Here is a 2,352-nt window from a genome sequence, read left to right as displayed (position 1 = left end):
CAAAAACTCCTTGCCGAAAATAGGGTTACTCGATACCTGGTCTATGCGCTTGGAGAAATCGTCTTAGTAATGATCGGAATTCTTTTGGCACTCCAAGTGAATAACTGGAACGAAGAGCGAAAGAATAATATTAAAATGGCTGAGTATAAAGAAGAGCTGATTGAGGATTATAGGAGAGACATTGCCCGAATTGATACTATTTTAATTTTGTTCAATCAATCTGAAGCGCAACACCGAAATTTTACGGAAAGATTAAGTCATCCTCAGGCCAGTTTTGATACATTGGTGAAAATTGCGAAATATGAATTTTTAGGCTACTTCAGTAATATAGATGCCTTTAATACTGCCACATTTCAAACTTTGATTTCAACTGGAGACATCAGCTTGTTTCCTAAAAAAAACAGAAGAAAATTGATTGAGATCAATAATCAACAGCAGACAGTTCTTTTAATTACACATGAAAATATTCAACAATACCTGAATGCCCTTACTCAGTATAAATACCTTACCAACTTGCCCTTTAGTATTATCAATTCAGGGGCACTATATGAGTTTTCATGGGCACAAGCAGATAAAAATGAACTGATAAAGGACTTTGCTACGGTTACTTTAAGACACAATAATATCAATAGGATTTCAAAAAAATCATATCAAGATTTGAGAAAGCAGCTAGTAGAGGCTCTCGATGAATTAAGGGAATAATTGTGAAGATGTTGAATTCTAAATGTATAATTAGTGTAAATCATATCTGCAAACCTATCCAAAAGACCGATGATTAGCTTCCTGAGGAAATTGAGAAACAATAATATAAATTCAAAATACCTGAAATACGCACTGGGTGAGATCGTACTGGTCGTCTTGGGAATCCTGATTGCACTGAGCATCAATAACTGGAATGAACAACGTAAAATCCGGATCGCTGAACAGAGCATTCTCCAAAACCTTCGGACCGAACTTGTTTTGAATATTAAAAATCTTGAAACAGATATTTCTTACCACGAACTGGCACATGCCTGTAGCTTCGAGCTCCTACGTCTTTTCGGAACAGACATATCAACAATTCCTTCCGCAACACTGGATACTTTGCTTTTCAATGCCGAAACGGTATACACTTTTGAAGTCAGAAACGGTTATATCAAATCTATCATCTCCTCGGGTAATTTGGATTACCTTCGAAATGAGAAATTAAAATCCATGTTGACTTCCTTTGAAGGCGAAGTAGTCGATGGTTTGGAGGAATTTGATGTAGTTAAAAGCCTAATAATCAATAGGCTTTGGCCTTCCATTGATGGTAAAATAAGTTCCTCTAGTCGAATCTTGGCAGATGGAGAGTACAAAGATTTTCCTAAAGGATCTTACACTTCCGATTACCATTGGTTTTTTCAGAATAGGCTTATCGAAGATATCCTAAGCAATGTGGATTCCTGGAGAATTGATGGGATAAATGATGAAAAAGCTTTGTTGGTTTTTTTCAATGAACTCCTTCAAATTATTGATCAAGAAATTAATTCAAACACAAAATCTTAGCTTTTGAAATGATCTCCTTCTTTAGAAAAATTCGACAAAAGCTCCTCTCTCAAAATCGTGTGATGAGCTATTTAATTTATGCCCTTGGGGAAATTCTGCTGGTGGTCATAGGGATTTTGATTGCATTGCAAGTGAATAACTGGAACGAAAGTCGTAAAGCCAGAGTGGTAGAGATCAAGTTTTACGAAGAATTAAAAAAGGATTTGGAGTTTAACCTTGCTGAAATTGAAGAGATAAGGGAAAGGTTAATAGGAAATGTAGAGGGTTTAGATTCAATGGTTTGGTATCTAGATAATCATGATATGGAGGAAATTCGTTTTGACTCAGTAATTATTCAAATTTCACGCACAGGAATTTTTAATAATGCGAATTCTACATACCAATACATGAGATATGAAGGCTTTAGCTTTATATCGAATGACTTTCTTCAATCAGAAATCACTAGGATGTATGAGCAAGGCATGTATAATATGGGATTTCGAAACGATTATCACCAGGACCTAATTCAACAATTGGAACTAGAGTTGGATAAGAACTTTGCTTCCCGATCAACAGTAGTAAATCCACAAAAATTAAAGGTAAACCACTACTTTAGAAATTTGCTTGAGAATAACAGACGCTATGTTGATCTTCGATTGAATTTATCTGCCAATACACAAGAACAACTCAGAATCCTCATTGGAAAAATTAATGAAGAAATTAAAGGACTAGAAATATGAAACGAATCCTCCCGAATTTACTCAACACGCTTTGACCATGCTTTGATTTTTTAAAAAAATCCGACAAAAACTCCTTTTTCAAAATCAGATAACCCGGAATTTGGTT

3 protein-coding genes are annotated in these 2,352 nt (G+C 35.2%); all 3 read left to right on the top strand.

Annotated elements, in window-relative coordinates; genetic code table 11:
• The coding region (locus ACZFYI_RS19205; protein WP_462525734.1) for a DUF6090 family protein at positions 1-702 on the top strand (702 nt) is incomplete at its 5' end.
• 69 nt (positions 703-771) lie between these two features.
• Positions 772-1,527 carry a DUF6090 family protein gene (locus tag ACZFYI_RS19200; RefSeq protein ID WP_462525733.1) on the top strand — a complete coding sequence of 252 codons (756 nt, stop codon included), beginning with the start codon at positions 772-774 and terminating at the stop codon, positions 1,525-1,527.
• An 8-nt stretch (positions 1,528-1,535) separates the two neighbouring features.
• Positions 1,536-2,246: a DUF6090 family protein gene (locus ACZFYI_RS19195; RefSeq protein WP_462525732.1), complete on the top strand. Its 711-nt coding sequence runs from the start codon at positions 1,536-1,538 to the stop codon at positions 2,244-2,246.
• The last annotated feature ends 106 nt before the right edge of the window (positions 2,247-2,352 follow it).

It is taken from the genome of Aquiflexum sp. (genome assembly GCF_977115555.1).
Note: the sequence above shows the minus strand (reverse complement) of the source record. Positions and strands in the feature narration are given on the sequence as shown.

Coding starts and splice junctions, on each gene's coding strand:
- ACZFYI_RS19195 (WP_462525732.1), top strand. CDS start 1,536: ATGATCTCCTTCTTTAGAAAAATTCGACAAAAGCTCCTCTCTCAAAAT.
- ACZFYI_RS19200 (WP_462525733.1), top strand. CDS start 772: ATGATTAGCTTCCTGAGGAAATTGAGAAACAATAATATAAATTCAAAA.